The sequence below is a fragment of the Bradyrhizobium sp. LMTR 3 genome, assembly GCF_001693485.1.
GTDB lineage: Bacteria > Pseudomonadota > Alphaproteobacteria > Rhizobiales > Xanthobacteraceae > Bradyrhizobium.
This window is the reverse complement of record NZ_MAXC01000043.1, coordinates 18,481-39,762: the sequence shown is the minus strand read 5'-3', so window position 1 is coordinate 39,762 and position 21,282 is coordinate 18,481. Positions and strand designations below refer to the sequence as shown.

20 protein-coding genes are annotated in these 21,282 nt (G+C 63.1%); 9 read left to right on the top strand and 11 right to left on the bottom strand.

The window, feature by feature from the left end; translation table 11 throughout:
- Positions 1-82: 82 nt before the first annotated feature.
- Positions 83-862, bottom strand: a complete 780-nt coding sequence (locus LMTR3_RS23765; protein WP_065747438.1) for an SDR family NAD(P)-dependent oxidoreductase — start codon at positions 860-862, stop codon at positions 83-85.
- 91 nt (positions 863-953) lie between these two features.
- On the opposite strand from LMTR3_RS23765, the gene LMTR3_RS23760 reads away from it, so the two are divergent.
- A complete protein-coding gene (locus LMTR3_RS23760) occupies positions 954-1,493 on the top strand; it encodes a GNAT family N-acetyltransferase (protein ID WP_065747437.1) in 540 nt (179 codons plus the stop codon).
- Here the strand turns inward: LMTR3_RS23760 and LMTR3_RS23755 are convergent.
- Together LMTR3_RS23755 and LMTR3_RS23750 are read right to left on the bottom strand one after the other, a co-directional pair.
- Complete coding sequence (locus tag LMTR3_RS23755) at positions 1,444-2,139, bottom strand: DUF1326 domain-containing protein (RefSeq protein ID WP_065747436.1); 696 nt, start codon at positions 2,137-2,139, stop codon at positions 1,444-1,446. The genes LMTR3_RS23760 and LMTR3_RS23755 overlap by 50 nt on opposite strands.
- Before the next feature lie 51 nt (positions 2,140-2,190).
- A complete protein-coding gene (locus LMTR3_RS23750) occupies positions 2,191-3,072 on the bottom strand; it encodes an MBL fold metallo-hydrolase (protein WP_176721980.1) in 882 nt (293 codons plus the stop codon).
- A gap of 352 nt (positions 3,073-3,424) precedes the next feature.
- On the opposite strand from LMTR3_RS23750, the gene LMTR3_RS23745 reads away from it, so the two are divergent.
- The 3 genes from LMTR3_RS23745 to LMTR3_RS23735 all read left to right on the top strand — a co-directional run bounded on the left by LMTR3_RS23745 (position 3,425) and on the right by LMTR3_RS23735 (position 5,870).
- The gene (locus tag LMTR3_RS23745; RefSeq protein WP_141686780.1) at positions 3,425-4,441 is read left to right on the top strand and encodes an AraC family transcriptional regulator; all 1,017 of its coding nucleotides are present in this window, start codon (positions 3,425-3,427) and stop codon (positions 4,439-4,441) included.
- 227 nt (positions 4,442-4,668) lie between these two features.
- Positions 4,669-5,403 carry an SDR family NAD(P)-dependent oxidoreductase gene (locus LMTR3_RS23740; protein WP_065747434.1) on the top strand — a complete coding sequence of 245 codons (735 nt, stop codon included), beginning with the start codon at positions 4,669-4,671 and terminating at the stop codon, positions 5,401-5,403.
- Positions 5,404-5,495: 92 nt separating this feature from the next.
- Positions 5,496-5,870, top strand: a complete 375-nt coding sequence (locus tag LMTR3_RS23735; protein WP_065747433.1) for a CsbD family protein — start codon at positions 5,496-5,498, stop codon at positions 5,868-5,870.
- Positions 5,871-5,999: 129 nt separating this feature from the next.
- Here the strand turns inward: LMTR3_RS23735 and LMTR3_RS23730 are convergent, their stop codons facing one another.
- Both LMTR3_RS23730 and LMTR3_RS23725 read right to left on the bottom strand, forming a co-directional pair.
- Positions 6,000-7,703, bottom strand: coding sequence for an SGNH/GDSL hydrolase family protein (locus tag LMTR3_RS23730; protein ID WP_065747432.1), 1,704 nt, complete (start codon positions 7,701-7,703; stop codon positions 6,000-6,002).
- Between the two features lie 160 nt (positions 7,704-7,863).
- Positions 7,864-9,258 carry a lytic murein transglycosylase gene (locus LMTR3_RS23725; protein ID WP_065747431.1) on the bottom strand — a complete coding sequence of 465 codons (1,395 nt, stop codon included), beginning with the start codon at positions 9,256-9,258 and terminating at the stop codon, positions 7,864-7,866.
- 243 nt (positions 9,259-9,501) lie between these two features.
- On the opposite strand from LMTR3_RS23725, the gene galU reads away from it, so the two are divergent.
- Complete coding sequence (gene galU, locus LMTR3_RS23720) at positions 9,502-10,380, top strand: UTP--glucose-1-phosphate uridylyltransferase GalU (RefSeq protein WP_065747430.1); 879 nt, start codon at positions 9,502-9,504, stop codon at positions 10,378-10,380.
- 168 nt (positions 10,381-10,548) lie between these two features.
- Here the strand turns inward: galU and LMTR3_RS23715 are convergent, their stop codons facing one another.
- Positions 10,549-12,075, bottom strand: coding sequence for a GGDEF domain-containing protein (locus tag LMTR3_RS23715; protein ID WP_065747429.1), 1,527 nt, complete (start codon positions 12,073-12,075; stop codon positions 10,549-10,551).
- Between the two features lie 133 nt (positions 12,076-12,208).
- On the opposite strand from LMTR3_RS23715, the gene LMTR3_RS23710 reads away from it, so the two are divergent.
- The gene (locus LMTR3_RS23710) at positions 12,209-12,493 is read left to right on the top strand and encodes a DUF7662 domain-containing protein (protein ID WP_065747428.1); all 285 of its coding nucleotides are present in this window, start codon (positions 12,209-12,211) and stop codon (positions 12,491-12,493) included.
- 157 nt (positions 12,494-12,650) lie between these two features.
- On the opposite strand, the gene LMTR3_RS23705 is transcribed toward LMTR3_RS23710, so the two are convergent.
- The 4 genes from LMTR3_RS23705 to LMTR3_RS23690 all read right to left on the bottom strand — a co-directional run bounded on the left by LMTR3_RS23705 (position 12,651) and on the right by LMTR3_RS23690 (position 17,352).
- Positions 12,651-12,953, bottom strand: coding sequence for a HigA family addiction module antitoxin (locus LMTR3_RS23705; RefSeq protein ID WP_065747427.1), 303 nt, complete (start codon positions 12,951-12,953; stop codon positions 12,651-12,653).
- A 33-nt stretch (positions 12,954-12,986) separates the two neighbouring features.
- Positions 12,987-13,268: a type II toxin-antitoxin system RelE/ParE family toxin gene (locus tag LMTR3_RS23700; RefSeq protein WP_065747426.1), complete on the bottom strand. Its 282-nt coding sequence runs from the start codon at positions 13,266-13,268 to the stop codon at positions 12,987-12,989.
- An 88-nt stretch (positions 13,269-13,356) separates the two neighbouring features.
- Positions 13,357-16,233 carry an EAL domain-containing protein gene (locus tag LMTR3_RS23695; protein ID WP_065747425.1) on the bottom strand — a complete coding sequence of 959 codons (2,877 nt, stop codon included), beginning with the start codon at positions 16,231-16,233 and terminating at the stop codon, positions 13,357-13,359.
- Between the two features lie 120 nt (positions 16,234-16,353).
- Positions 16,354-17,352 carry an NAD(P)H-quinone oxidoreductase gene (locus LMTR3_RS23690; RefSeq protein ID WP_065747424.1) on the bottom strand — a complete coding sequence of 333 codons (999 nt, stop codon included), beginning with the start codon at positions 17,350-17,352 and terminating at the stop codon, positions 16,354-16,356.
- A 122-nt stretch (positions 17,353-17,474) separates the two neighbouring features.
- On the opposite strand from LMTR3_RS23690, the gene LMTR3_RS23685 reads away from it, so the two are divergent.
- Both LMTR3_RS23685 and rcdA read left to right on the top strand, forming a co-directional pair.
- Positions 17,475-17,666, top strand: coding sequence for a DUF1192 domain-containing protein (locus tag LMTR3_RS23685; RefSeq protein WP_065747423.1), 192 nt, complete (start codon positions 17,475-17,477; stop codon positions 17,664-17,666).
- A gap of 502 nt (positions 17,667-18,168) precedes the next feature.
- Complete coding sequence (gene rcdA / locus LMTR3_RS23680; RefSeq protein WP_065747422.1) at positions 18,169-18,681, top strand: protease adaptor protein RcdA; 513 nt, start codon at positions 18,169-18,171, stop codon at positions 18,679-18,681.
- Between the two features lie 224 nt (positions 18,682-18,905).
- Here rcdA and rpmE read toward each other — a convergent pair whose 3' ends face one another.
- Complete coding sequence (rpmE, locus tag LMTR3_RS23675; protein WP_057833964.1) at positions 18,906-19,133, bottom strand: 50S ribosomal protein L31; 228 nt, start codon at positions 19,131-19,133, stop codon at positions 18,906-18,908.
- Between the two features lie 180 nt (positions 19,134-19,313).
- Here rpmE and LMTR3_RS23670 point away from each other — a divergent pair, with 180 nt between their 5' ends.
- A complete protein-coding gene (locus LMTR3_RS23670; protein WP_065747421.1) occupies positions 19,314-21,167 on the top strand; it encodes an ABC transporter ATP-binding protein/permease in 1,854 nt (617 codons plus the stop codon).
- Positions 21,168-21,282: the final 115 nt, after the last annotated feature.

The following is a 21,282-nucleotide window of genomic DNA, read 5'->3' as shown; positions in this document are numbered from 1 at the left end:
ACCGCGTCCGGGACACGTTCGCGCCTCTACCCAATCTTCCCCAGCGCCAAACATGGCTGCTGCGCAGCATCCGGGGAACGCCTCACGCATTCCGCGCCATCAGCCCACCATCGACCGGGATCACCGCGCCGGTCATGAACGAAGCCGCCGGCAGACAGAGGCTCAGCGTCATGTGCGCCACTTCCTCCGGCTCGCCGTAGCGGCCGAGTGCGGTGCGGCGCTTGGCATAGATCGTCTTGTGCTCTTCGGAAATCCGCTCGGTGATTGCGGTGCGGATCGGGCCCGGGCAGATGCAGTTCACGGTGATGCCCTCGCGGCCGAGCTCGACGGCGAGCGAGCGCGTCAAACCGGTGACGCCGGCTTTCGCCGCCGAATAGGGGCTGTGCAGCGCGGTGGCGCCGAGCGCCTCGGTCGATGCGATGTTGACGATCCGCGGATTCTTCGATCGGCGCAAATGCGGCAACGCGGCCCGGATGATACGTGGATGCGCGGTCAGCATCACGGCCACCGCCCTGTCCCAGGCGGCTTCATAACCTTCCTCGTCGATCGCCACGCGCACGGAGATGCCGGCATTGTTGATGACGATGTCGAGGGAGCCGAAATGTGCGGCAACGTCGTTGACGACCTTGGTGATGTTGCCGGGATTGGCGACGTCGAGCGTCCACGCTTTTGCCGATTCGCCCTTCGCTGCGATCTCGCTGGCAACCGCCTGGGTCGACTCGGCGTTCAGATCGGTGACTGCAACATTGGCGCCCTCGGCCGCGAACACCAGCGCCGTGGCGCGACCCATGCCGCTGGCAGCACCGGTGACGAGGACGGTTAAGCCTTTGACCGAACGACTCAGCTCTTTGAAATCTGACATGGTGAGATCCGGACAGAGATGCGCTTTGCAGGATTGACAAGGCTGGCACCGATCCGCAGACAGGTCAAACGAAGCCGAGCGAGGTGCAACCGTGACCGATACTGGCGGGGCGCAGATACGTCTCCTGGAGCTTGCCGACGCGGCCCTGTACCGAACGATCCGACTGGAAGCGCTTGAGAAAAATCCGGAGGCGTTCGGCAGCACGTTCGAGCGAGAAAATGCGCAACCACTATCTTGGTTCGAAGCGGCCATCGAACGGGCGGATATCTTCGGCGCATTCCTTGACGGGAAGCTTGCCGGAATTGCCGGATTTTCCGCGCAGGAAGGTTTGAAGCAGGCGCATAAGGGGCGGCTTTGGGCGATGTATGTTCGAAACACCGCGCGAGGTTCGGGTCTTCGAAAGTTGCTTGTCGCGGCCGTTCTCGACCATGCGCGCGGGCGCGTGGAGATGGTTCAATTGACTGTCGTGAGCGAGAACGAAGCGGCGCGCCGGCTTTACAGCGCCATGGGCTTTGTCGAGTACGGCTATGAAAAGCGAGCCCTCAAGCAGGGTGGGCGATATTACGACGAGATTCTGATGGTCAAATTTCTCGACGAGGGGACCGCGGGGTCGGCCCAAGCCATGCCGTGAGTCTTGATCTCTCCCTGACCAGGCCATCCTGATTGAAGTGATGAACGCAAAAGTGTGCCCATGAATCTTCGAATGCCATTTTCATGTCACCTGTGACCGACGTGGTACCTAGCCCGATTTCTGCGTAGGTAAACTCGAAACTGCCGCTGGGACGCGCCAGCGCAATGTGGAATGGCTGACCAGTGAACTCGTTGATCTTCGGCCTGCCGGTGCTCCGCATGACGCCGGGTATCTCTACCCTTGCGGTTCTGAGCTCCAAGTCCGCATCGAGATCAATCGGCAGGAACAACGTCTCGCAAAATTCCGAGCATGTGGACGCGAATACGGCGAAGAGATTGCTCAAAGGTTCGCATGCCTCGCCCGAGATGATCGTTTCAAGCGCGATCCGTTGAGCTTCGTCTGCACGCTCGTCGATAACGATCTGGCGCCGCCCGTTTCCGTCCTTGATTTCGCCAGGCCACTCATACAGCGCCGCCCAGTTCATGCCTGAGAGCGGCGTATCGTTGAAGCGGCCTTCAACGACGGTGCCGACGAAGGCCGACTGGCAATAGCCGTGGGTACTCGGCAGGTTGAACTGGCAACCACAATTCATGGCGCAATTGCAGTTATCGTAGGTCTCGCTCTTGAATAGCCATTGAACCGCCATCACACTGCGCCTCCCGAAAGCGATGATGCTCAACTCGACCTTGCGCGAGCTTCAAGCCGGAACGAAGCGATAGGCGCCATCCTTGCGCTCGACGAAGCCGGTGCCAGGGAACGGCAGGTGAGCGCCGATCAGCCGGCGCTTGTCAACGGCGAGTCGATCAAGCAGGCGCAGGCGGGTCGAGATGCCGCGATCGGGCTCGTGGTCGACTGGCACTGGCCACGACGGATGCTGGAATGAGATCACAGCGTGCGTAAGCGCGTCCGCAACGACGACGAGACCATCCTCACCGGCGATTTCGACCGAGATGTGGCCCTGCGTATGCCCTGGCGTATCGATGACCTGCACGCCACTGACAATCTCATCGCCATCCCGTACTGTCCTGATCTTGTCCTTGACGTGCGAGAAATGGTTCTTGGCGCCATTGATGATGCGATCGTTGGCTGTCAAGATTGCCGGCAACCTTCGCTTCACATCCGCGTCGGCCCAAAGGTTCCATTCGACGGCCGAAACGAGATAGCTCGCGTTCGGATAGATCGGGCTATCATTTGCGTCGAGGACGCCCCAGAGGTGGTCGGGATGGCCGTGGGTCAGGACGATCTTGGTCACGGCCGCAGGTGGGATGCCGGCAGCTTTGAGGTTCTCCGCAAGCTTTCCCGCCGTGGGCTGATGGCGCGGGCCGGTGCCCGTGTCGACCAGGATCACATCGGACTGGCTACGGATCACCGCGACGGTGTTCACGAGCTGGAGCTGTTCGCCGGTTTGTCCGGCTGCGTTCAGGGCGGCTTCGCGCTCGGCGGGCGGAGAACCCGGCGTCACGAGGAAAGCCGCTGGAAGGAAGAAATAGCCGTCGCTTACCACCAGCGTCTCGAGGCTGCCTGATTTGTGGATCGGTACGCTATGGATGGCTGCCCGTGTCGGTCGCGGCGAAGACACCCACGCAGCCGCGGCCAGAGCCGCTGCAGCCGATTCACCCAGAAATTGGCGACGAGCTATTCTGTGAACATGCCCTGCAGCCACGACGCTTCCCTCCTTGATGGGCCCCCTATCGATAGGCACGGCATCGATAGGCACGGCGCCCCCGTTGGGCGCGAAGCCTAGCTGGCGCATTGGGTGCTAGATATCCGATTGCCGCCGGCGCCTATCCGGAAAGCGCGTAAACGTGGAAATCGCCCACGGAAAGCGCCAACTATCACTATCCAGAAACTGCAAGAATGATCGGAGCATTCCGGGCCCCCGTGCCCATGCCGCGGTATGCGTGGTATGGTCGATCAACACGGAGGCGAGCATGCAGCTTGGCACAGCGCCGCTTCTGGAGCAGCTACCCATCTTCCACAGCCGCAATGTGGAAGAGACCGGTGCATTCCTGCGCGCGAAAGGCTACCGCTTCGACATCGCGGGGCGGCAGGCCCGCCAGCTCGATGCGCGCCTCAACGGCGTTTACATGCCGAACGTCTACATGGGTTACGTGCAATACGGCGGCGCATCGGTCGTCCTGTCGCCGAGCCCCGCCCGCACGGCCACCTGGATCCACCTGCCGCTTCGCGGGCAGCTTGAAGCCACCATTGGCCGTGACAACGTCGTTTGCAATCCGAACCTCGCCACAATCATCTCGCCGATGCGCGAGAGTTGTCGGCTGGTATCGGAGGCCGATAGCAGCCGCATCCAACTGTCTTTGACCAAATCCAGCCTTACAGCTCAGCTTGCCGCCCTACTCGGCGAGCCACCAACCGTTCCACTCGACTTTGCGCCCACCATCGACCTCGCCGCCGGGTACGGCCGCAGCCTGGCACGCTACGTGCTGACAGCCGTCTCGGACCTGGAACAGTCGGGATCAGTGCTCTGGAGCTCGACAACGATGAGCAAATTCGAGGAGTTCATCATTACCGCACTGCTGTTGTCGCACCCGCACAATTACAGCAACGCGCTGCGACGCCTCGAGAGGCCGATTGCGCCGCGTGACGTGAGGCGCGCAGTCGACTACATCGAAGCCCATCTCGACCAGGCAATCACAGTGGTCGACCTTGTTACGGCGACCGGCGTTGCAGGCCGAACACTCTTTAAACACTTCAGCGATTTCAAGGGCGTCTCCCCCATGCGCTACCTGCGGAACGCCCGCTTGCGGCAAGTTCGCCAAGCCCTGCTGCGGGCCGATCCGGAAGCGAATGTCACCGAGATTGCCATGAGCACGGGGTTTACGCATATGGGCCGGTTCTCGGTCACGTACCGCGCGCACTTTGGGGAAAGTCCTTCGCAGACGCTAAGAGATGGCAGGCAAATGCAGCAGCCTCGGAAGCAACCGTAGTCTCAAAAAGCTCGAGGCCCGCAATTGCGTTTGCTGCGTTCGCTCAATCCACCAAAGCAACCAGGTAGGTTCGTGTTGAGGTCTCCTGATGACCCCCGCATGTCTGTCACAAAGCAGACGCGCTTGAGGCCAGCCCCGAAGCTTCTAAGCGTATGCGGACATCACTAGGTACATGGCTATTTTGGATTTATGAGTACACCCTAGAACACACAAAAAGGATCGCAGGGATGAATGAACTGGATTTCAGCGGCAGGCAGGTGCTGGTGGTCGGCGGCTCCAGCGGAATCGGCAATGGCATCGCGCAGGCGTTCCGCGCCAGGCGCGCGCGTGTCACCGTCTGCGGCACCCGCGAAAGCGCCGCCGACTATTCGCCCGACGAAGGCTCGCTTCTTGACGGGCTGGAGTATTTTCAACTCGACGTCAGCAACGCGCAGGCCATTGAAGCCTTCCAGCCATCCTTCACGAAACTGGACGTGCTGGTGCTGGCGCAGGGCGCGGTGATCTACCGCCGCGGCGAATTCGAGATGGATGGCTTTCGCAAGGTGGTGGAAGTCAACCTGATGAGCCTGATGGCCTGTGCGACAAAATTCCATGCGATGCTGAGCGCCGGCAAAGGCGCGCTCATCATCGTCAGTTCGACCGCCGCCTATCACTCCACGATGGGCAATCCAGCCTACAACGCCTCGAAGACCGGCGCGGTTGGGCTGACGCGCACGCTCGGCGAGGCGTGGGCCGGGGACGGCATCCGCGTCAATGGCATCGCGCCCGGCCTGGTCGATACCAAGATGACCAAGGCGACCACCGCCAATCCGAAACGCCTCGAAGGCGCGCTTGAGCGGATCCCGTTGAAGCGGCTCGGCACGCCAGTCGACATGGCCGGCGCTGCGCTGTTCCTGGCCTCGCCGCTATCATCCTACATCATCGGCCAGACCATCGTGGTCGATGGCGGGCTGATCCTGTGAGCCCGGCATCTTGATTAGAAGCGCGTTTCGAGCGCGGTAGGAACCCGGGCATGTCTCGTCGGTTAAATCTTCCGAAAACAGGAGGGACTGCGATGGACAAGGATCGGATTGCTGGTTCGGCGACGGATTTTGCGGGTAAGGTCGAAAGCACCGTCGGCGATATGGCTGGTGACGCGAAGACCCAAGCCGAGGGCCGCATGCATGAAGCGGCCGGCACAGTGCAAAATCTCTACGGCCAGGCCAAGGACGCCGCTCGCGACGCCACTGACACCGCCGTCAGCTATGCCAAGGACGCCATTGAGCACAGCGGTGACACCATTCGTAGCGGCCAGCAGACGGTAGCGAAAACCGTGCAGGAAAATCCGCTCGGTGCGCTGTTGGTCGCAGCCGGAATTGGCTTTGCGCTGGCGCTGTTGATGACGCGCCCGCCGCGCCGCCCGCCGCCGCGCTGGCGCTATTACGGCTAAGCTGCATCGGTCATTCCGGGGCGCGCGTCAGCGCGAACCCGGAATCCAGAAGTTTATGATAGAGATGCACCGCAGGCGCGGCGCGAGATTCCGGGTTCGATGCTGGCGCATCGCCCCGGAATGACAGCATCACCGCGTGAAATTGCCCGGCGGAACCTCTGCCGAGCGTCCGACATTGCCCGGCGGGCGCGGCGCGCCCGGAAGAGCAGCGGGTCCACGCGGCGGCGCAGCCGCGGGTGGTGCAGGCGGCCGCGGCGCCGCACCGAACCCGCCGAAGAAGTCACGCAGGGACGGACCGTTGTTTTGCGCCGGGCGGATCTGCATCGGCGGCGGCGGTTGTCTTTTCTGTTGCTGCAACGTTTGCTGCGGCGGCGGCAGTAAAAGCTGCTTCTGTGGCGGGGCGGCTGCCGCGGTTCCGCTCGGTGAGGTGGCCGCCATCGGCGTATCACCCTTGGCTGGCTCGCGACCGATTTCGCGGCGAGGCCACATATAGTCGTCGGCGCGGCCGGCCGGCGCGGCCAGCGCTTCACCCTTCACAAGCGTGCGCGCGGCGAGTGCATCGACCGCTGCCGGACGCGAGCCGGGACCGCCGAGCAACTGATCGGTGCCGACGGAAGAGGCCACCAGCGGCATGACCGGCCCGGCCAGCGGACGCGGGGCCGGCTGGCCCGGCGCGACATTGGCCTCCGGCGTCGCCGGTTCGATCGGCACAGCGATTGGCCCGGAGCGGGCGGCCAACAGGCGCGTCACCTCGCGCTCGACATAGTGCGCGAGCTTGCGCGCGCCGGGCTTGGTGAAGAAGACGCCGTCGGCCGTGCGGAGCTGGCGGATCTGGCCTTCGAAGTCCGGACCTTTCTGCAGGAAGCGGCCGGCTTCATCGACAAAGCCATCCCAGATATCGACATAGGTGACGCCAGCCTTGCCGGCGCCGTCACGATAGAGCGCATCGAGGAACAGCATGTCGGCCGTTCCCTTTTGCCCGCGGATCGCCGGCAGGCCGACCCACAACACCGGGACGCCCTTGGATTTCAGCACGCCGATCAGCTCTTCGATCTTCTTGGTGTAGAGTTCGACCCAGCGCTCGTCGCGGAATTCGTAAAGCCCGCCGCCAGATCGCGCGGGTGCGGCGGTTTGTGGCGTGTCGTTATCGGCTGCATCGTCAGGCGACAATTCGGCATCGGCCGGCTTATCGTCGCGCTTCGCCGTGTCAGCCGAGCCTTCCGGCTTCTTTGCGTCCGCCGGCTTGGTATCGGTCTTGCCGCGCGCGTCCTTCTTGTCTTCCTTCTTGTCGGTCTTCTTCTCGGTGACCGCCTCGCGGATGGCCTGGCGGTCGTGGAGGCCGAGCATGACGACGATGGCATCGGGCTTTTCGGTGGCGAGGATGCCCTTGGCGGCCGCGGTCCAATCGGCGGGCTCGCCGCGCGGCTGATACTTGATCAGGCCGGAGACGGTCTTGTGCTTGCGGATCACGCCCATGTCGGACTGCTCGGAATAGGCGTCTTCCAGGCCATAGGCCAGCCAGTCGGCCATGGCGTCGCCGAGCACCAGCACGTTACGTTCCGGCACCGTGTCTCGCTTGGCGGGCGCGGGGGCGCGGGAGAAATCCTGGCGCGGCGCCTGCGGCGTCTGCTGCTGGAATGGCGAAAAGAAATCGCCGCCGAACCAGCCGCGCTGCGGCGCTTGCCGCTGCGGCGGCCCGCCGAAGCCGCCGAAATTGAAAAACTGCGCCGACGCGGGTCCCACGATCCCGATCAGGAGCGCGATCGCAACCGCCAGCGCCACCAGTGGCCCGGTCTCGGTAAACACGCGCAAGAAGGAGGTTGGCTTTCGCATCCGGCTCGGTCGCAAATGGATTGTGAAGCGTCAAATATAGCAGCGGAATCGGGCCGCAAGCGGGCAGATTTCACATCCCATAAACCGAGGTTCCAGGCCCAGCGTCAAGGCTCCTGCCGAATCGTGGTTTTCAGGGTCATTTAAGCGCTGAAAACAGGTCTTAACGGCCCCGCAGCCGCTCCAGCACGTCGGAAGAGGCAAATCCGTCCGCTGGCGCCCCGATCGACGCCTGGAAGCTGCGGAGCGCCTCCCGCGTCTGGCCACCGAACTGGCCATCCGGCGTGCCCTTGTATAAGCCGCGCTGCGCCAGGAGCTGCTGCAGTTCCAGTCGCTCCGCCCGCGACAGCACCCGTTCCTGCCGCGGCCAGGGTTGCACGAACGGCGGCCCGCCGCGCAGCCGGTCGGCAAAGTGGCCGATCGCCAGCGCATAGGCCTCGGCCGGGTTGTACTTCATGATCACCCGGAAATTCTGCAGCATCAGGAAGCCGGGCCCCTGCATCCCGGCCGGCGCCAGCAGATAGGCCTTCTCGGTTGTGTCAGGAAACGGCTTGCCATCGGCCCGCTTCAGTCCCTGGCTCTGCCACTGCGCAATCGTCATCGCCTTGGACTTGTCCGCCAGCATGAAATTAAAGCCCTCCGGCAGCACCACCTCGTAACCCCAGCTCCGGCCGGTCTGCCAGCCGTCTTTCCTGAGGTTGTTGGCGGTGGAGGCGATCAGATCGGCGACATTGTCGACGACGTCGCGGCGGCCGTCGCCGTCGGCGTCGACGGCATAGCGCTTGAAGGCGGTCGGCATAAACTGCGTCGGTCCGAACGCGCCGGCCCAGGAGCCGCGCATCTGTTCGGGTCTGAGATCGCCGCGGTTGAGTATCTCGATCGCGGTGAGGAATTCATCCTTGAAATAGGCCTGGCGGCGGCCGATGCAGGCCAGTGTCGCGGTCGATCGCACGACGTTGCGGTCGCCCACTTGCGTCGAGTAGTTCGATTCGATGCCCCAGATCGATGCGATGATGTAGCGGTCGACGCCAGAGGTTTTCTCCACCGCGTCGAATTGCGGCTTGTATTGGGCGAGGATCTCGCGGCCCTTGGCAAGGCGGTTGTCGTTCACGAGGATATCGAGATAGTCCCAGATCGCCTTGGTGAACTCGGGCTGCGAGTCCATCAGGTCCATGATGCGCAAATCAGGCTCGAGGCCGGCGGTGAAGCGCTCGAAATTTTGCTGGGTGATGTTGCGCCGCGCAGCATCCGGCCACATCGAGGCGACGCAATTTTGAAAGTTCGCCGCCGCCTGCCGGATCGCGGACGCCGTCATCAGCGGATGGCCGGAGGCGCCGTCCTCTCCGCTCCAGGGCGGCGGACTGCCGTCCGGGCCGGGCGTGGCCTGCTGCGCCACGGCCTTCTGCCCTGAGAAGATATTGCCGAAAAAGTTCGAAACCCCGTTGCCGGAGGATTGGGCTTGAGATTGGGCCTGGGACTGGCCGCTGGAACACAACAGCGCTGCGGCGATTAAGATCGCGCCGGTTCGATTAATCGTCACTCGTTCCAAGAGACCCATGCCGTACCCGTCCTTCGAAACCAACCCCGTGCCAGAAGGCCCTGCCACGGTTTCCAATAGCTTAACAGAGCGGATTTTGTTGTCGCGCCCGGCGCGCGCAAGGGGAGGTGCAAGAGAGGCGGGAAGTCGGGCGGGAACGCCACCATACATCCGCCTTTGTTCGAGGGTGCAAACCGGCTATCAACGTGCAATCAAAGCACTTTCCTCATTTCCAGATCTCAATATCAAGGCGCCCGACATCCCATGAAAATCCGTAAAGCCGTCTTCCCGGTCGCCGGCCTCGGCACCCGCGTCCTGCCCGCCACCAAGGCGATGCCGAAGGAAATGCTGACCATCGTCGACAAGCCGCTGATTCAATACGTGGTCGACGAGGCCAAGGAGGCCGGCATCGAGCATTTCGTCTTCGTCACCGGGCGCAACAAGGGGGTGATCGAGGATCATTTCGACCGGATGTTCGAGCTCGACACCACGCTCGCCGCGCGCGGCAAGAAGGCCGAGCAGGACATCCTGGCGCGCGACCAGCCCGAAGCCGGCGCCATGAGTTTCACCCGCCAGCAGGCGCCGCTCGGCCTCGGCCACGCGGTCTGGTGCGCGCGCGATATCGTTGGCGATGAGCCGTTCGCCGTGGTGCTGCCGGACGAGCTGGTGCTCAACAGCCCGGGTTGCCTGAAGCAGATGATCGAGGCCGCGGCGAAACTCGGCGCCAAATCCAATCTGCTCGCGGTGGAGGCGGTGCCCGACGATCTCACACACCAGTATGGCATTTGCGGCGTCGGCCAGCGCCTCGCCAAAAACATGTTCGAGGTCGACGGCATGGTGGAGAAACCGCCGAAGGGCACCGCGCCGTCAAACCTTTCGATCACCGGGCGCTATATCCTGCAGCCGGAAATCTTCAAGATCCTCGAAACCCAGGAGCGCGGCGCAGGCAACGAGATCCAGCTCACCGATGCGATGAAAGCTCTCGCCAAGACGCAAAAGTTCTACGGCGTGGAATTCGAAGGCGAGCGGCACGACTGCGGCTCGAAATCCGGCTTCCTGCGCGCCAACATCGCCTACGGCATGGCCCGCCCCGACCTGCGCGACGGCCTGCGCGCGGAGATGAAGAAGTATCTGGAGAAGTGACGAGAACAGCGCGGCGAGCTGCTCTCGTCATTCCAGAGCGCGCGTAGCGCGAATCCGGAATCTCGAGCCGCATCGATTCTTTTCCAACAACCTCGGGATTCTCAGGTGCGCAATTGCGCACCAGAGTTCGGCTGCGATGCAGCCGCCCCGGAATGACGTTTGTCAGCCTCAAGCCACCAGCGCAAGCTTGGGGATGGCGGCGACCACCGACTGGTTGCGGCCGTTGGCCTTGGCCGCGTAGAGCGCCTTGTCGGCCGCTTCGATCAGATAGGACCAATCGATCGCTGCCGTGGGCGTCAAGCTCGCCACGCCGATACTCACCGTCGTCACGCCGGGGTCTTCGGCCCATTGTTCGACTTTCAAGCGGATGGTTTCGGCGACGGTGAGCGCTTCCACCGCCGAGAGGCCGGGCAGAAGTACCGCGAATTCCTCGCCGCCATATCTGGCCGGACAGTCGCCGGCCCGCCCCACCGAATCCGAAATGCAGATCGCAATGCCGACCAGCACCTGGTCGCCGGCCTGATGTCCAAACGTGTCATTGTACGATTTGAAATGATCGGCATCGATCATCAGCACCGCGACGGGGGTCTGGTTGCGCGTCGCCCGCCGCCATTCCAGGTCGATCTCGGAATCGAATTTGCGCCGGTTCTTCAGGCCGGTGAGCGCGTCGGTGGTCGCAAGCTCTTCCAGCTTTTCCTCTGCCTCGGCGCGGCGGCCGATCTCGCGCGCGAGGAACAATGTGGTGCCGAGCACGAACAGGATCAGGGTCACCATGACCGCTCCGATCCGGATCACCTCCCGGTGCCAGAGGCTCAGGATGCTCGCCAGCGGCTTTCCGACGACGACAAAGAACAGGCTCGTATTGGCGCTTCGAACGTAAAGCCGCGGTGTCGGGTCCACCGGTCCGACCCCGGCGTAGGACCCGCCTTGCTTGAGATTTGCCGGATTCCAGTTTCTTCGCTCTGCCAGATTTTTGCCGACGATGTCGAGGTCGAATGGCTTGCGCATGATGATCGTCCGGTCACGGCGCAATACCGTGATCGTATCGGCGGGATCGAGTGTCAGCCGCCCGAACAAATCGTGGAAATAGCTGAAGCGGATCGAGCCCACGACCACACCGAGAAAACCACCATCGGCGTCGGTGATGCGTCGGCTGAGCACGATCGAATAGGCGCTGCGATGCAGCATCGGACGGCTCATGTACAAGCCCGCGTCGGGCCTGTCGCGATGGACGAGGAAGTATTCCTCATCGCTGCGATCCTCCGGCACGGGATCTAGGCTTGCCGCATCGATCGTTAGCTTGCCCTGCGCGTCGAACACCTGGATCGCGCCGAAATGCCTGGCAGTCGCGGCATGATCGAACAGAATCAGATGGCGAATCTCCTTGCTGACCTTTTCGATCTCCGGCATGACCAGATTGGTGGCGACGCTACGCAGCGACAGATCGTAGAGTTCGATATTCCGGCTGATGTCGGAGTCGATGCTCGAGGCCAGATTTTCCAGCGTTTGACGCGCCAGCTCTTCCTCGCCGCGGCGCATGTCGAACATGACGCTGGTGCAGATCGCGGAGAAGCCGATCACGGCCGCGACCGACGACGCGATCAACAGCTTTACGGACAATCGCCAGGGGCGGCGGCCGGAGTCTTTCCTGAACCAACCCTTTCTGGCTACGTCGCTTTGTCGCTCGAATAGCATTCATCCGCTCCAAGCCCTCCGGTATGCGCCGGATAAATTGTTGCGGTCTTAAGCGGCGACGGCGATATGGTAGACAGTTAACGTTCGGTTGCCGGCGTCGACGGTTTTGTGCAATTCGCTCAAGAGGACACGCGTGAACGTTTACGATCCGTTGCGGGACTATCTGAAGGCGCAGACGCGTGCCGAATTCGTGCTGAGCTTCGAAGAGATCGAGGAAATCATCGATGCGGCGCTGCCCCGCGCCGCGCACCGTGCGTCATGGTGGGAGACATTGCGGAGCCCGCAGGAGAAGATGCCGCAGCGCGAGGCCTGCCTCGAAGCCGGCTACATCGCAACGCGGCAGGCGGATGGAAAGAGCGTGAAGTTCAAGAGAATGCCTCAAGACCGCCGTCGTCCCCGCGAACGCGGGGACCCATAACCACCGGGCGTTGTTGTAGCGAAGGCAATTGGCCCCCATCATTTCACGGGAAAGCCGCGGCGTATGGGCCCCTGCTTTCGCAGGGGCGACGAAGACACCAGTCTAACGGTGCGGATTTCGGTCTCCGATCTGTGGAAGAATAGCGGGCGTTGCGGCTTCAGGCAGCATCAGCGATCACCGGCTTGATCTTTTCCAGTTGCTTGCCGAGCTCGCGCTTAGCCGTCTCCACGTCATAGGTGTTCTGTAGGTTAAGCCAGAGCAGGGCTGAAGTATTGAGTGCCTTGGACAGCCTGAGAGCCGTATCCGCCGTGATGTTGGTGGTCTCGCTCGCAATGCGCTCGATCCTGGTGCGGGGGACGCCGCACGCCTTTGCCAGCGCGCCCGGCGAGAGCCCGAGCGGCTTCAAGAACTCTTCCCGGAGAACTTCTCCGGGGTGCATCGGTGCCAGTTTCCTTGCCATGTGCGACTTCTCCCTTCGGCAGTCTCGGTGTGGCTAGTGGTAGTCCGTGAATTCGACGTCTTTCGGTCCGTCCTTGGTCCAGACAAAGCAGATGCGAAACTGATCGTTCACGCGAATGGAGTGTTGTCCGTCCCTGTCGCCCTTCAGGGCTTCCAGCCGATTTCCTGGAGGGGAACGAAGGTCTTGCAAGGAAATCGCCGCGTTCAGGTACTGAAGCTTGCGGCGGGCCACCTTGAGCAGATTGGCCGGAAAGCCCTTTGTCGCTTCGCCTTCGAAGGCGGCACGGGCCAGATCATTCTTGAAGCTCTTGATCACAAGCCCTTGCGTATCACGTATTGATACAGCCCGCAAGGACTTTGTATCATGCGACGATACACCCCTCAGGGGACTCGTTCGGCAGCGATTAGCTCGCCGCTTCCAGCCGTTCTTCGGTCAATAGCCGCATCGCGGCGTCGGCATCCATCGGCTCGCCAAAGGCGAACCCTTGCGCGTATTCGCAGCCCAACTGATAGAGCTCGACCGCATCCGAATCCGTCTCCGCGCCTTCCGCCACCACGTCCATGCCGAGGTCGTGCGCCAGCGCAATGATCGATTTGAGGATCACCGGCCGCGTGCCGCGGCTGGTCGTGCGCACGAAGGACTGGTCGATCTTGATGGTGTCGAAGGGGAAGCGCTGCAGGTACGCCAGCGAGGAATGGCCGGTGCCGAAATCGTCCAGCGACAGTCCGGTGCCGAGTTCGCGAATGCGCGCCAGCATCTGCGCGGCATGCTCCGGATTCTCCATCACAAGCGACTCGGTGAGCTCCAGCTTAAGCGTGCCGCGCGCCACCGACGAACGCGACAGCACGGTGCGGATATCGTGGATCAGGTCATGGCGCAGCAACTGCCGCGAGGAAACGTTGACGGAGGCGAAGATCGGTTCGCGCGAGCGCATGGCGCGCTGCCATACCGAGAGCTGCCGCGCCGTCTGGTCCAGCACGAACATGCCGAGATCGACGATCAGGCCGATTTCCTCGGCAATCGAGATGAATTCCGACGGCGACATCCGGCCGAGCTTGGGATGATCCCAGCGCGCCAGCGCCTCGAAGCCGGCGATCGAGCGATCTTCCAGCCGCACGATCGGCTGGTAGAGAATGGTGATTTCCTGCCGCTCGATGGCCCGGCGCAATTCGCTTTCCAGCGTCAGGCGGTCGGTCTTTCGCGCGCGCATCGCCGGCTTGTAGACGTCGATGCGGTCGCCGCCGATCCGCTTGGAGTGATACATCGCAAGCTCGGCGTCCTTGATGATCTCGTCGGACAATTGCGTCTGCAGATCCGACAGCGCGAGCCCGATGGACGCGGTCAGGAAGATCTCGCGGTCGTTGAAGGCGATCGGGGCGCGGATGGTCTTGCGGATGGTTTCGGCGAAGGCGGTGATGCGCGCCGGGTCCTGCTCCGACATCAGGATCAGGCCGAACTGGTCGCCGGCCAGCCGCGCCAGCGTATCCTGCGGTTTCAGGATGCGCGTCAGCCGCCGCGCCAGCGTCAGCAGGATGGAGTCGCCGACCGCAATGCCGACGGAATCGTTGACCTGCTTGAAGCGATCGAGGTCGATCACCATCAGCGTCGGCCGCAGGTTGGGCATGCTCTTGGCGAAATTCGCCACCGCGCCGAGGCGATCCATGAACAGTTTGCGGTTGGGCAGGCCGGTGAGGTTGTCATGCACCGAGTCGTGCAGCATGCGCTCTTCGGCGTTCTTGATTTCGGTGACGTCGGTCAGCGTTCCAACCACGCGCGAGACTTCGCCGTCGGAGCCGACCACCGGGCGCGCCTTCAGCGCGAACCACATGAAGTGGCCGTCAGGCGTGCGCAGGCGGAAATCCTGCACCAGCCGGCCGCGGCGCTGGTCGAGCACGCTGTCCAGCGCGGCGCGGAAGCGATCCTGGTCGAGCGGGTGCAGCACCTCGAGCCATTTTGCGGCCGGACCTTCCAGCGTGCCGCGCTTCAGCCCGAGCAGGCTTTCGGTCTCCGGGCTGGTGAATACCTTGTCGGCAGAGACGTCCCAGTCCCAGATCAGGTCGCCGGAGCCGGTCAGCGCCAGCGCGCGGCGCTCGATGTCGGAGACAATGCCGGTTGTTGCGCCGCCGCCGGCGAACGCGTGCTGCATCACCGTAAATCCGATCAGCATCACGATCAGCACGAGGCCGCCGAGCAGCGCCGGACCTACGATGTCGTTGGTGACGGAGCCCGCCACCGTCATGCCGGCGGCGATTACCCAGACCACCAGCAGGAACCAGGTCGGGATCAACAACACCGCGCGGTCGAAACCATGCGTCGAGAGATAGACGATCAGCGCAAAGCCGGCGAAGGCGATCAAGACCAGCGAGATGCGGGCAATGCCGGAGGCGACCGCGGGATCGAACAGCGCCAGCGCCACCAGCGATCCCAGGAAGACCAGCCAGCCGACGGTGATGTGGGAATAGCGCACATGCCAGCGGCTCAAGTTGAGATAGGCGAACAGAAACACCAGCAGCGTCGCCGCGAGGATCGCTTCGCCGGCCGCGCGCCAGACGCGCTCGGCATTGTTCGACATGTCGAGCACCTTGCCCCAGAAGCCGAAATCGACGCCGATATAGACCAGCACCGCCCAGGCGAGCGCGGCGGCGGCGGGGAACATGATGCTGCCCTTCACCACGAACAGGATCGTCAGCACCAGCGCCAGCAGGCCGGAGATGCCGATCACGATGCCTTGGTAGAGCGTGAACGAGTTGACCTTGTCCTTGTAGGCGTCGGGTTCCCAGAGATAGAGCTGCGGCAGCTTGTCGGTGCGCAGCTCCGCCACGAAGGTGATGACGGCACCGGGGTCGAGCGTGATGCGGAAGATGTCGGCGGTCGCGCTCTCCTGCCGTTCGGGGCGGTCGCCGGTCGACGGCGTAATGGTCGCGATGCGCGACAGGCCGAGGTCGGGCCACAACAGGCCCGATGACACGATCCGATAGTGCGGCGCGACGATCAGGCGGTCGAGCTGGTCGTCGGTATTGTTGGCAAGCGCGAACACCACCCAGTTCTGTCCGCCCTCGCGAGCGCGAACCTCGATGCGGCGGACGATGCCGTCGGTTCCCGGCGCTGTCGAAACCTGGATACGATCGGTTTCGCTACGCTGATGGTCGAGCACTGCGGTGAGATCGATGGCAGGCGCGTCGCTGCGGACGCTGACCGCGTCAATGGCATGCGCCGCAGGCGCGGCCATAACAATCATGAGGCCCAGCGCTATCAGCGCAAGGCACCTGATCAGACGCAATTTCAGTACTCCGCGACCAACGATTCTCCCGGCCCAGCGAACGGGGTCGGCGTTGCGCGATAAATGACATGAAAGCGAAGCAAATCAAAGGGTTTCCACCCGCGCTTCGCTCGCGATCGGCTAGACCGCCAACACAATTTTGCCAATATGTGCGGAGGTCTCCATCCGCCGGTGCGCGTCGGCCGCTTTTTCCAGCGGGAATGAGCTGTCCATCAGCGGTTTTACACGTCCCTCGCGCAATAGCGGCATCACCTTGGCCTCGATCGCGGCGACCATCGCTGCCTTATCCGCATTAGTACGGGGGCGCAGCGTGGAGCCGGTATGGGTCAGCCGCTTCACCATCACCTTGGCAATGTTGACGGTAACCTTCGGGCTGTTGAGGGTCGCGATCTGAACGATACGGCCGTCGACCGCGGCAGCATCATAGTTGCGATCGACATAGTCGCCGGCGACCATGTCGAGGATCAGATTGGCGCCGACATTGTTGGTCTCGGCCTTGACCACGGCGACGAAGTCTTCGGTCTTGTAATTGATCGCGCGGTCGGCGCCGAGCTTGAGGCAGGCGTCGATCTTGTCCTGAGAGCCGACGGTCACGATCACCTTGGAGCCGAACGCTTTCGCAAGCTGGATCGCCATGGTGCCGATGCCGGACGAGCCGCCGTGGATCAAAAGTGTTTCGCCGGGCTTGAGCGCGCCGCGCTCGAACACATTGTGCCAGACGGTCATCAGCGTTTCCGGGATCGCGCCGGCTTCCTGGATCGACAGCGACGGCGGCACCGCCATCGCCTGCGCGTCTTGCGCAATGCAATACTGGGCGTAGCCACCGCCCGCGACCAGCGACATCACCTTGTCGCCGAGTTTGTGCTTTTTGGCGCCTTCGCCGAGCGCCACCACTTCGCCCGCGATCTCAAGGCCGGGCAGGTCGCTGGCGCCGGGCGGCGGCGGGTAAGCGCCGGAACGCTGCGCGACGTCGGGGCGGTTGACACCCGCCGCCATCACCTTGACCAGGATTTCGCCCGGGCCGGGCGCTGGAACGCTGCGGGTTTCGGGCAATAGCACTTCGGGGCCGCCTGGCTTGCTGATGCCGATGACGGTCATTTGCGCGGGCAGCTTTTCCATGATTTGTCCTTGCGAAAGGCTGAGAATTGAAGGCGGCCCCCCTGATTAGCCAGCCCGGCTGCGGCTGGCAACCGCGAGAAGGGACGGCCGGATCTGCAGGGAAATGCCGAAAGGAGGAACGCATGGCCATCGAAGACGACGACAAACCGCGGAAGAAAATCAGCCATGAGATCGGCCAGGACCTGTCGCTGCTCTCGGTCGAGGAACTGACGGAGCGCATCGCGCTGTTGAATGCGGAGGCCGACCGCTTGAAGGAGGCGGTGACGAAAAAACGCGCCTCGAAGGATGCGGCGAACAGCTTCTTCAAGTCATAAGGTCTTCGAACGCGATCTCTCACCACGTCGTCCCGGCGAACGCCGGGACCCATGCGCCGCAGCCCATCTTGTGGCAGGGCGCTGGCCGACTTTCCCTCCATTATAACCGTTGGTGGTTATGGGTCCCTGCGTTCGCGGGGGCGACCCGCGGTTAGAGTCAATCACAAGACTCGGCCAATGGCCGACATGGCAAACAATCCCTAAAGAAAATCGTTCGTTTACGGTCCGTTAAGCTTTCTCGATTATGACTGTCATCGTCCTCGTTTGGACACCGAGTGGCTCCTGTCCACTCTGTTTGACGCCTCCCTGTTATCAACTTCAAAAGCCGCCGGAAACGGCGGCTCTTTTTTGTGCTCTCCACGGCTATTTTGTGCCCCCACGAGCTGGAAACCATAAATCCGGTTGCCGCTGGACTCTCGACTTCGCCCGAGCAATGATTTGTTCATCATAAGCCGGTGGTTCACAGCCGGTTGGGGCAAATAGTGGCGTGAGGGCGTTAACCATGGCGGACCGTTCGCAAAGCGAATCCGCGCTCGTTCTGTTCAGCGAGCGGCTGACTAATTCGGCGGCGTTCGGAACTCTCTTCCGGGAAGGCATGGATCTGGTCGAGGAAACCGCCGCCTATCTCGATGGCGATGGCCGCACCGAAGCCAAGGCGCTCGAACGTTCAGTCAGCCTTACTTACGCAACCGAAAGCATGCGCCTGACCACCCGCCTGATGCAGCTTGCGTCATGGCTGTTGCTGCACCGCGCGGTCAAGGAAGGCGAGATGACGCTGACCCAGGCCAATCGGGAAAAGACCAAGGTCAAGCTCACGGCCGCCGATCCCGGGCCGGAGGACATGATCGAGAAGCTCCCGCAGCAATTGCAGGATCTGATTGCGCGCTCGATGAGCCTGCAGACGCGGGTCCGTCGCCTCGACATCTCGATCCACGCGGCGCCCGCGGAACGTGCGCCGATCGGCAATCCGCTGGTGCCGCAGCTCAACAGGTTGAAAGCGGCGTTCGAGCAGTAGGTTCGAAGCTCCCTCCACCGTCATTGCGAGCGTAAGCGAAGCAATCCATCTCTCAGCATATGCGGAACGATGGATTGCTTCGTCGCGGAGCCTGTCATCGGGCACGCATTCGCGCGACCGTTGGCTTCTCGCAATGACGGGGATAGACCAGTGCCAAACAAAAACGCCCCGGCTGTCCGGGGCGTTTCACATTTCTGAACCCAAGAAAGCAGGGCCGGGCGGTCTCAGTCCTTCTTGAGGAAGCCCGAAAACTTCTTCTGGAAGCGCGACACTCGGCCGCCGCGGTCGAGGATCTGCTGCGAGCCGCCGGTCCAGGCCGGGTGCGACTTGGGATCGATATCGAGGTTCAGCTTGTCGCCTTCCTTGCCCCAGGTGGAGCGGGTCTGGTACTCGGTCCCGTCGGTCATCACGACCGTAATCGTATGATAATTCGGATGAATTTCGGCTTTCATGGCATATCCTTCGGCGCGCCGGCGCCCGTCTCGACTGGCAGGGGATACGGGATTTGGCGGCTCTATAGCTTAGGAAGCCTGTCAAAACAAGCTACGTATATGTCCTGATTGGGAATCTCCCGGATTTGCCAGAGGGGGGCGCGGAGGCCTATCTGAGGGTAGAAAAACGGGTCGGATTTCATGAGCGCAGTGGAACAGATTGAAGCCACCCGCGGCGCGCCGCCGCGTGACGCCCTGCTCGAGGAAGAGGCCTTCATCGAGAGCCAGTTGACGCAATCGCCGGCCAGGACCGGCGCCAGGCTGCGCCCGCTGCTAGCGCTCGCGCCCTATGTCGCGCGCTACCGCGGGCGGGCGGCGCTCGCCCTGATTTCGTTGACGGTCGCGGCGATCACCACGCTGGTCGTGCCGATCGCGGTCCGGCGCATGATCGATTTCGGCTTCAGTCCCGAAGGCATCGCCCTGATCAACAGCTATTTCAGCGTCATGATCGCGATCGTCGCGGTGCTCGCCGCCGCCAGCGCATCGCGTTACTACCTCGTCATGACGATCGGCGAACGCATCGTCGCCGACATCAGGCGCGACGTGTTTGCGCATCTGGTCTCGCTCTCGCCCGCATTCTTCGATTCGGCGCGTTCGGGCGAGTTGGTGTCGCGGCTGACGGCCGATACCACCCAGATCAAGTCCGCGGTCGGCGCCTCGGTATCGATCGCGCTGCGCAACATGATGCTGTTCGTCGGCGCCGCCACCATGATGGTGATCACGAGCCCCAAGCTTTCGGGCTTCGTGCTGCTGGCGATCCCCGTGATGGTGATCCCGCTGGTCGCCTTCGGGCGCTGGGTGCGGCGGCTGTCGCGCAACGCGCAGGATACCCTGGCGGACGCCAGCGCGTACGCTTCCGAGCTGGTCGGCGCGATCAGGACCGTGCAGGCCTACACCAGCGAGCGGATGGCCACCGCCCGCTTCGGCGGCGATGTCGAACAGGCCTATGAGGCGGCGCGCAGCTCGACGCGGGCGCGCGCGGTGCTGACGCTGATCATCATCTTCATCGTGTTCTCCAGCGTGGTGGCGATCCTCTGGGTCGGCTCGCACGACGTGCTGACCGGCCAGATCACGCCGGGCCGGCTCGGTCAGTTCGTGCTGTATGCGGCGTTCGCGGCCGCCGGTCTCGGACAGCTTAGCGAGGTCTGGGGTGAAGTCTCCGCCGCCTCCGGCGCGGCCGAGCGGCTGTTCGAGATTCTTCGGGTCAAGTCGCAGATCACGGCGCCGCCACAACCCGTCGCGCTGCCGCAGCCTGCGCGTGGCGACGTCGGGTTCGAGAACGTCAGCTTTGCCTATCCGGCGCGGCCGGATGTACTCGCGGTCGATCAGGTTTCGCTCTCGGTCAAGGCCGGTGAGAAGGTCGCGATCGTGGGTCCCTCGGGTGCGGGCAAGAGCACGCTGTTTCATCTCCTGCTGCGGTTCTACGATCCGGCCAAGGGCACGATCTCGCTCGACGGCGTGCCGGTCAAATCGGCGGATCCGCTTGACGTGCGCTCGCGGATTGCGCTGGTGCCACAGGACTCGGTGGTGTTTGCGGCCACGGCGCGCGAAAACATCCGCTTCGGCCGGCCCGATGCCACCGACGCCGAGGTCGAGCGCGCCGCCGATCTCGCGCACGCCACCGAATTCCTGCGCAAGCTGCCCGGCGGCTTCGAGGCGCAACTCGGCGAGCGCGGCGTGACTCTGTCCGGCGGCCAGCGCCAGCGCATCGCGATTGCGCGTGCGATCCTGCGTGACGCGCCGCTACTGCTGCTCGACGAAGCGACGTCAGCGCTCGATGCCGAAAGCGAGACGCTGGTGCAGACCGCGCTGGAAGAACTGATGCGCCATCGCACCACGCTCGTCATCGCGCATCGCCTCGCCACCGTGCTCTCCTGCGACCGCATCATGGTGATGGACCAGGGCAGGATCGTCGAACAGGGCACGCATGCCGAGCTGGTCGCGGCGAACGGGCTGTACGCGCGATTGGCGCGGCTGCAGTTCGAGGGGATGTAGCCGATCGGAGGGAACTGTCGTCACCCGCGCGAATGCGCGCCCGATGACAGGCTCCGGCGGGTGACCCGGTATTCCAGAGACGTCAGTGATAAGCTGAGAAGCCGCGGCGTACTGG

Coding starts and splice junctions, on each gene's coding strand:
- rpmE (WP_057833964.1), bottom strand. CDS start 19,133: ATGAAAGCCGAAATTCATCCGAATTATCATACGATTACGGTCGTGATG.
- galU (WP_065747430.1), top strand. CDS start 9,502: ATGAAAATCCGTAAAGCCGTCTTCCCGGTCGCCGGCCTCGGCACCCGC.
- LMTR3_RS23705 (WP_065747427.1), bottom strand. CDS start 12,953: ATGGCAAGGAAACTGGCACCGATGCACCCCGGAGAAGTTCTCCGGGAA.
- LMTR3_RS23740 (WP_065747434.1), top strand. CDS start 4,669: ATGAATGAACTGGATTTCAGCGGCAGGCAGGTGCTGGTGGTCGGCGGC.
- LMTR3_RS23735 (WP_065747433.1), top strand. CDS start 5,496: ATGGACAAGGATCGGATTGCTGGTTCGGCGACGGATTTTGCGGGTAAG.
- rcdA (WP_065747422.1), top strand. CDS start 18,169: ATGGCGGACCGTTCGCAAAGCGAATCCGCGCTCGTTCTGTTCAGCGAG.
- LMTR3_RS23725 (WP_065747431.1), bottom strand. CDS start 9,258: ATGGGTCTCTTGGAACGAGTGACGATTAATCGAACCGGCGCGATCTTA.
- LMTR3_RS23690 (WP_065747424.1), bottom strand. CDS start 17,352: ATGGAAAAGCTGCCCGCGCAAATGACCGTCATCGGCATCAGCAAGCCA.
- LMTR3_RS23670 (WP_065747421.1), top strand. CDS start 19,314: ATGAGCGCAGTGGAACAGATTGAAGCCACCCGCGGCGCGCCGCCGCGT.
- LMTR3_RS23685 (WP_065747423.1), top strand. CDS start 17,475: ATGGCCATCGAAGACGACGACAAACCGCGGAAGAAAATCAGCCATGAG.
- LMTR3_RS23755 (WP_065747436.1), bottom strand. CDS start 2,139: ATGGCGGTTCAATGGCTATTCAAGAGCGAGACCTACGATAACTGCAAT.
- LMTR3_RS23745 (WP_141686780.1), top strand. CDS start 3,425: ATGCAGCTTGGCACAGCGCCGCTTCTGGAGCAGCTACCCATCTTCCAC.
- LMTR3_RS23765 (WP_065747438.1), bottom strand. CDS start 862: ATGTCAGATTTCAAAGAGCTGAGTCGTTCGGTCAAAGGCTTAACCGTC.
- LMTR3_RS23715 (WP_065747429.1), bottom strand. CDS start 12,075: ATGCTATTCGAGCGACAAAGCGACGTAGCCAGAAAGGGTTGGTTCAGG.
- LMTR3_RS23730 (WP_065747432.1), bottom strand. CDS start 7,703: ATGCGAAAGCCAACCTCCTTCTTGCGCGTGTTTACCGAGACCGGGCCA.